Genomic DNA, 6,992 nt, shown 5'->3' with positions numbered 1-6,992 from the left:
CGTTTTGCATTATGGTGTTCAACCACGGTTCGCGACATGACAAAAGCCCTCCTTCGGTGCTGTCCCAATGAAAACAGCAGACTAGGGCAAGCAAACGCTCACATTACGGCGATTTAAGGTAACATGGGGGCACGTCGCCATGATTGGGGACGGGCGGTCGATCAATTCGGGACCGGCCACTGCACCCCACGCTCGCTATCGAAGCGCTCATGCTGAGCGAAGTCGAAGCACGGGCGCGGGCAGGGAGGGGCATGCGCCACCGGTTTCATCCTTCGACTTCGCTCAGGATGAGCTTGCGTCTGCGGCGACAGTCGATTGCAGGTATCGGCGTTGCGTCGAGCTGGCCGACAAATCCGCCTAAGGATCCAGCCTCACGGCCCCTTGCGACGCATTCCCCACATGCGCGGCGTACACTTTCAGTGCGCGGCTCACCTTGCGGGGGCGGTCCTTCACCGGCTTCCAGGCCTTGTCGCCGCGGGCGTCCATGTCGGCGCGGCGGCGCGCGATTTCGGCGTCATCGATCTTCGCATGGATCGTGCGGTTCGGGATGTCGATCTCGATCAGGTCGCCTTCCTCGATCAGGCCGATCAGGCCGCCTTCGGCCGCTTCCGGACTGACATGGCCGATGGACAGCCCAGACGTGCCACCGGAAAAGCGCCCGTCAGTGATCAGGGCGCAGGCTTTGCCCAGCTTCAACGATTTCAGGTAGGACGTCGGGTACAGCATTTCCTGCATGCCGGGGCCGCCGCGCGGGCCTTCATAACGGATGATCACCACGTCACCGGCTTTCACGCCCTTGTTCAGGATACGGTCGCACGCATCTTCCTGGCTTTCGCACACAATGGCCGGGCCGGAGAATTTGAGGATCGAGTCGTCAACGCCAGCGGTCTTCACCACACAGCCCTGTTCCGCGATATTGCCATACAGAACGGCCAGCCCGCCATCCTGCGAGAAGGCATGGGCCGATGAACGGATGACCCCCTTTTCGCGGTCGGTGTCGAGTTCCTTGTAGCGGCGCGACTGGCTGAAGGCCTGCGTCGTGCGCACGCCGCCCGGCGCGGCGAGGAACAATTCCTGCACGTCCGGGTCATTGGTCAGCGCCACGTCCCATTTGGTGATGGCCTCGGCCATCGTGGCGGAATGTATCGTGCGCACGCTCGTGTCGAGCTTTCCGGCGCGGTCGAGCTCGCCCAGAATGCCGAAAATGCCGCCCGCCCGATGCACGTCTTCCATGTGCACGTTCTCAATCGCCGGGGCGACCTTGCAGAGGCAAGGCGTGTCACGACTCAGCCGGTCTATATCGGCCAGAGTAAAGTCCACCTCGCCCTCACTGGCGATCGCCAGAAGGTGCAGGATTGTGTTGGTCGACCCGCCCATTGAGATGTCCAGCGTCATCGCATTCTCGAACGCCGCCTTGTTGGCAATGCCGCGCGCGGAGACAGACTTGTCGCCATCCTCGTAATAGATCTTCGACAGCTCAACGATGCGGCGCCCGGCGCGCCGGAACAGTTGCTCCCGGTCGGAGTGCGTCGCCAGTGTCGAGCCATTGCCCGGCAGGGCGAGGCCGAGCGCTTCGGCGAGGCAGTTCATCGAGTTCGCCGTGAACATGCCGGAGCATGAGCCACAGGTGGGGCAGGCGGCCTCTTCATAGGCCAGCACTTCGGCGTCGGTGCGTTCCGGGTTGGCCGCCTCGATCATCGCGTCGATCAGGTCGACCGATTTCAGTTCGCCGTCGATATTGACCTTGCCGGCCTCCATCGGTCCGCCGGACACGAATACGACCGGAATGTCGAGCCGCAGCGCCGCCATCATCATGCCGGGCGTGATCTTGTCGCAATTGGAGATGCAGACCATCGCATCGGCGCAATGCGCGTTGACCATGTATTCCACGCTGTCGGCGATCACTTCGCGGCTTGGCAGCGAATAGAGCATGCCGTCATGGCCCATCGCGATGCCGTCATCGACCGCAATCGTGTTGAATTCCTTGGCCACGCCGCCCGATGCCTCGATCTCGCCGGCGACCAGCTGGCCGAGGTCTTTCAGGTGCACATGGCCCGGCACGAACTGGGTAAATGAGTTCACCACAGCAATGATCGGCTTGCCGAAATCGCCGTCCTTCATGCCGGTTGCGCGCCACAGGCCGCGAGCGCCGGCCATGTTGCGGCCATGGGTGGAAGTGCGGGAACGATATAGGATTGCCACGGTGAGCCTCTTTATTCAGTGTTCAGGGTGCAAATAGCCACGCCTCAGGGGTTTAGCAATGACGACGGCAGGTCAATGGCCTGCTCGCAGCTTTATGTCGTCATCAGTGCGCTTCCGCCCAATTGCTCGCAGCGCGCGCGTCGACAACAAGCGGTACGGACAGGTTCAGTGCAGGCATCGCCGCGCCCTGCATCGTCTCCTGTGCCAGCTTGATCAGCGTCTCGGCCTCGGCTTTCGGGCATTCGAAAATCAGTTCATCATGCACCTGCAACAGCATGCGCGCCTTCAGCCCGGCCTTGGCCAGCGCCTCCGGCATGCGGATCATCGCGCGCTTGATCACGTCAGCGGCCGATCCCTGGATCGGGGCATTGATCGCCTGGCGTTCGGCAAAGGCCTTGGCCGGGCCTTTTGACCTGATCGCTTCGAGGTGGATCTTCCGGCCGAACGCCGTCTCCACGTAACCTGTCTCCTTCGCGAAGGCCTTGGTCTCGTCCATATAGGCGCGGATGCCGGGGAAGCGTTTGAAATAGGTCTTGATATACTCCGCTGCCTCGCCCTGCGGGATGCCGAGCTGGCGCGCGAGGCCAAAGCCCGAAATGCCATAGATGATCCCGAAATTGATCGCCTTTGCCTGACGGCGCACCATCGGGTCCATGCCTTCAATGGGCACGCCAAACATTTCACTCGCCGTCATCGCGTGAATGTCGAGGCCCTTGTGGAACGCGTCTTTCAGGGCCGGAATATCGGCCATGTGCGCCAGGATGCGCAACTCGATCTGGCTATAGTCGGCGCTGACAAGAACGTTGCCCTCATCGGCAATGAAGGCTGCGCGAATCTTGCGCCCTTCTTCCGTCCGTACCGGGATGTTCTGCAGGTTCGGGTCAGACGATGACAGCCGCCCCGTCTGTGCCACGGCCATGGCAAAGCTCGTATGCACCCGGCCCGTCTTCGGATTGATCGCGGCTTGCAGCGCCTCTGTATAGGTCGAGCGCAGCTTGGAGAGTGTCCGCCAGTCAACAATCGTGCGGGGCAGGGCATGACCCTCAGCGGCGAGGCCTTCCAGCACGTCGGCGTCGGTCACCCATGCGCCGGTCTTGGTCTTCTTGCCGCCTTCAAGTCCCATCTCGTCAAACAGGATTTCGCCGAGCTGTTTCGGGCTGCCAATATTGAACGCGCGCCCGGCCTGTTCTTCGGCTTCGGCCTCCAGCGCGGCGCAGCGCTGCGAGAAATCGGCCGACAGGCGCGAGAGCTGGTCGCGGTCGACCTTGATGCCTTCGCGCTCCATCTGCGCCAGCACCGGCACAAGCGGCCGTTCGAGCGTCTCGTAAACGGTCGTGACTTTTTCGCTGTGCAGTTTCGGCTTGAACGTCTGCCACAGGCGCAGCGTCACATCGGCGTCCTCGGCGGCGTATTCCGTCGCCTTGTCGAGCGCGACCCGGTCAAAGCTGACCTGTTGTTTGCCGATACCCGCCACTTCCTTGAACGAGATCGGCTTGTGGTTCAGGTAACGCTCCGAAAGCGTGTCCATGCCGTGGCTGTGCTTGCCGGCGTTCAGCACATAGGACAGCAGCATCGTGTCATCGATCGGCGAAACGTGGATGCCCTGCGTGGCGAAGACGCTGTCATCATATTTGATATTCTGGCCGATCTTCAGGACTGAGGCGTCTTCCAGCATCGGCTTCAGCGCGCGCATGGCATCCTTCATCCGGATCTGGCGCGGCGGATCGGCTCCGAACATGTCGCCATCGCCGGCCCCGTTCGGATCGACATGCGCGAGCGGAATGTAACAGGCCTCGCCCGGCGACAGCGCCAGCGACACACCCACCAGATTGGCCGCAACGGAATCGAGACTGTCAGTCTCCGTGTCCACCGCAACATAGCCCTGTGCCATGGCCCGCGCGACCCAGTCTTCCAGCCGTTCAAAATCGCGAACGCACTCGTATTTCGTCCGGTCAATCGGGTCCTCGGCAGGCGGCGCAGCCTCGATCACGCCTTCCATTTCCATCATCTCGCGTACGCGCCGCGTAATGGTGCGGAACTCCATTTCCTCGAGGAAGGCGATCAGCGTGTCCGGGTCCGGGTCGGCCACTGCCAGCCCTTCGAGGTCCAGCGTCACCGGCACATCATCCTTCAGAGTCACCAGCTGTTTCGACAGGCGCACTTGCGCGGCATTGTCGATCAGGGATTCCCGGCGCTTCGGCTGCTTGATCTCGCCAGCCCGCTCCAGCAGCGTTTCAACGTCGCCATACTCGTTGATGAGAAGTGCGGCCGTCTTCATGCCGATGCCCGGCGCGCCCGGCACATTGTCGACGCTGTCGCCCGCCAGCGACTGCACGTCGACCACGCGTTCCGGCCCGACACCGAACTTCTCGAACACGGCCTCCACGCCCATCGTCTTGTTCTTCATCGTGTCCAGCATCACGACGCGGTCGGAGACGAGCTGCATCAGGTCCTTGTCCGACGACACGATGGTCACCCGCGCGCCCTTGGCCTCGGCCTGCCGCGCATAGGTCGCGATCAGGTCATCGGCCTCACACCCTTCTAGCTCCAGCGCATGCGCGGCAAACGCGATGGCCGCGCGGCGCACCAGCGGGAATTGCGGCACCAGCTCTTCCGGCGTCTCTGACCGGTTGGCCTTGTACTTGTCGTACATTTCATTGCGGAACGTGTGCGACGAGGCATCGAAGATGCACGCAAAATGGGTCGGGCGGTCGGGTCCCTTCACCTCTTCGAGCAGCTTGAACAGCATGTTGCAGAAACCGGCCACCGCGCCGATGGGCAGGCCGTCTGACGCGCGCGTCAGCGGGGGCAGGGCGTGGAACGCGCGGAAGATATAGGCGCTCGCATCGACCAGATAGAGATGACTGTCCTTGGTAACGGGTGCGGTGGCCATATGCAGGGAATCCTTTGCTGACGGTTGGTTTAGCCGCTTGAGACAAGCCCGTCACCCGCTGCGTGTCTCAAACCGGATGCGTTCGCCTCAGTCCGGATTTTGGTAGCGACATTCCCCTGCGGAACCTTTCATAGTACTGTGCCGAAATAAAATTCCTGGGAGGGAAAATCAATGTCGGACGCGATGGGCGCTACTGGCGCAAAAACACCTTGGCACCTGTGGGTCGTGGGCGTCGTCAGCCTGCTTTGGAACAGCTTTGGCTGTTTCGACTTCACGATGACGGCGACACGCAACGAAGCCTATTTGAGTTCTTATCCAGCCGAAATGCTGGACTACTGGTTTGCGATGCCAATGTGGGCCTGGGCGCTGTGGGTGATTGGCGTGTTCGGCGGGTTTTTGGGCAGCGTCATGCTGCTGCTTCGCCGCAAGATCGCCTTTCCGCTGTTCAGCGCATCCTTTCTCGCCGCGACGATCAGCATGCTGGTCGGGACGCTCGACAAGAACGCGCCGCGCATGGAGGGCGCAGGCATGATGAGCGCAATGATCGTCATCATCGCCGTTCTTTTCGCGGCCTATGCCTGGTGGCTTTCCCGGCGGGACGTCTTGCGCTGAGCCTGATTCATCGTAGCCTTCCTGAAAATGGGAGAAGACGATGACAGAGATGAACAAGACCTGGGTGCTGCGCCACCGCCCTGTGGGAGACGTCAAGGAAACCGACCTTGAACTCGTCGAGGCGCCGCTTGCGCCGCTTCAGGATGGTGAGGTGCGCGCGCGCACGATCTATCTCTCGCTCGATCCGACCAATCGCATCTGGATGAGCGACAAGGATGCCTACCTTCCGCCGGTCGCTTTGGGCGAACCCATGCGCGGCGGCGGCCTCAGCCTCGTCACCGAAAGCCGCTTTGACGGGCTGGAGCCGGGGGACATCGTCAATACCGGGCTCGCGCATTGGGCACTGTACAATACGCTGCCGGGCGCGAGCCTCGCCAAGATGCCGCAGCTGCCGGGCGTACCGCTTACCGCCTTCATGGGGCCGATCGGCGCGACCGGAATGACCGCCTATTTCGGGCTGATGGATATTGCCAAGCCGAAAGCGGGCGAAACCGTCGTCGTCTCCGCTGCCGCAGGCGCGGTCGGGTCCATGGTTGGCCAGATCGCCAAGATCCAGGGCTGCCGCGTTGTCGGCATCGCGGGCTCGGACGAGAAGTGCAAATGGCTGGTCGAGACGGCCGGTTTTGATGCGGCCATCAACTACAAGAAGGAAGATGTCGGCGCGGCGCTCGACAAGCATTGCCCGAACGGCATCGACATCAATTTCGAAAATGTCGGCGGCAAGATCATGGACACGGTCATCGCCCGGCTGAACGACTTTTCGCGCATGCCGCTTTGCGGTCTGATCTCGACCTACAATGCGACGGAACCGGTACCCGGGCCCTTCAATTTCGAGAACCTGCTGATGCGCCGGACGCTCCTGAAGGGCTTCATCGTCATCGACTACTATCCGCGCTTTGCCGAAGGCATCCAGCAGATGGCGCAGTGGCTGATGGAAGGGAAACTGAAATTCGAGACCGATGTGGTCCAGGGCCTCGAGAACGCACCGTCCAGCCTGTCGCGCCTCTTCGAAGGCAAGAACCTCGGAAAACTTGTCGTACAGGTCAGCGACGAACCGAACTGAATCGTTTGCCGGGTCCTGTTGCGCGCGCAGCAGGACCTGACGATTTTGTCATGACAAAAATGACACGAAAAACCACGCATTTTTAGCGACGGGAAAGCGGCGGGCATGCGTTCAACCCATGTGATGTCGGCAGGGCCTTCCCGCCCGGTCGGCATCACATCTACTCGCGTTCCCGCTGTTGGTACCTCCAAACCCTCCCCCTGGCCCGCAGCGGTGCCCCCC

4 protein-coding genes are annotated in these 6,992 nt (G+C 61.8%); 2 read left to right on the top strand and 2 right to left on the bottom strand.

Annotated elements, in window-relative coordinates:
- Nucleotides 1–357: 357 nt before the first annotated feature.
- Entirely contained in the window at nt 358–2,202 is a 1,845-nt protein-coding gene (gene ilvD / locus AADA04_RS09040) for a dihydroxy-acid dehydratase (protein WP_340692932.1), read from the bottom strand.
- A gap of 103 nt (nt 2,203–2,305) precedes the next feature.
- Complete coding sequence (polA, locus tag AADA04_RS09035) at nt 2,306–5,095, bottom strand: DNA polymerase I (RefSeq protein WP_340692931.1); 2,790 nt, start codon at nt 5,093–5,095, stop codon at nt 2,306–2,308.
- 171 nt (nt 5,096–5,266) lie between these two features.
- Between polA and AADA04_RS09030 the strand changes: the two genes are divergently transcribed.
- Both AADA04_RS09030 and AADA04_RS09025 read left to right on the top strand, forming a co-directional pair.
- Nucleotides 5,267–5,707 carry a hypothetical protein gene (locus tag AADA04_RS09030; RefSeq protein WP_340692930.1) on the top strand — a complete coding sequence of 147 codons (441 nt, stop codon included), beginning with the start codon at nt 5,267–5,269 and terminating at the stop codon, nt 5,705–5,707.
- Between the two features lie 40 nt (nt 5,708–5,747).
- On the top strand, nt 5,748–6,770 hold the full coding sequence (locus AADA04_RS09025; RefSeq protein WP_340692929.1) for an NADP-dependent oxidoreductase: 1,023 nt from the start codon (nt 5,748–5,750) through the stop codon (nt 6,768–6,770).
- Nucleotides 6,771–6,992: the final 222 nt, after the last annotated feature.

The sequence above is a fragment of the Hyphomonas sp. genome (assembly GCF_037969335.1).
In the GTDB taxonomy this organism is placed as follows: domain Bacteria; phylum Pseudomonadota; class Alphaproteobacteria; order Caulobacterales; family Hyphomonadaceae; genus Hyphomonas.
The sequence above is the reverse complement of the archived record's forward strand: the minus strand, read 5'-3'. Positions and strand labels throughout refer to the sequence as shown.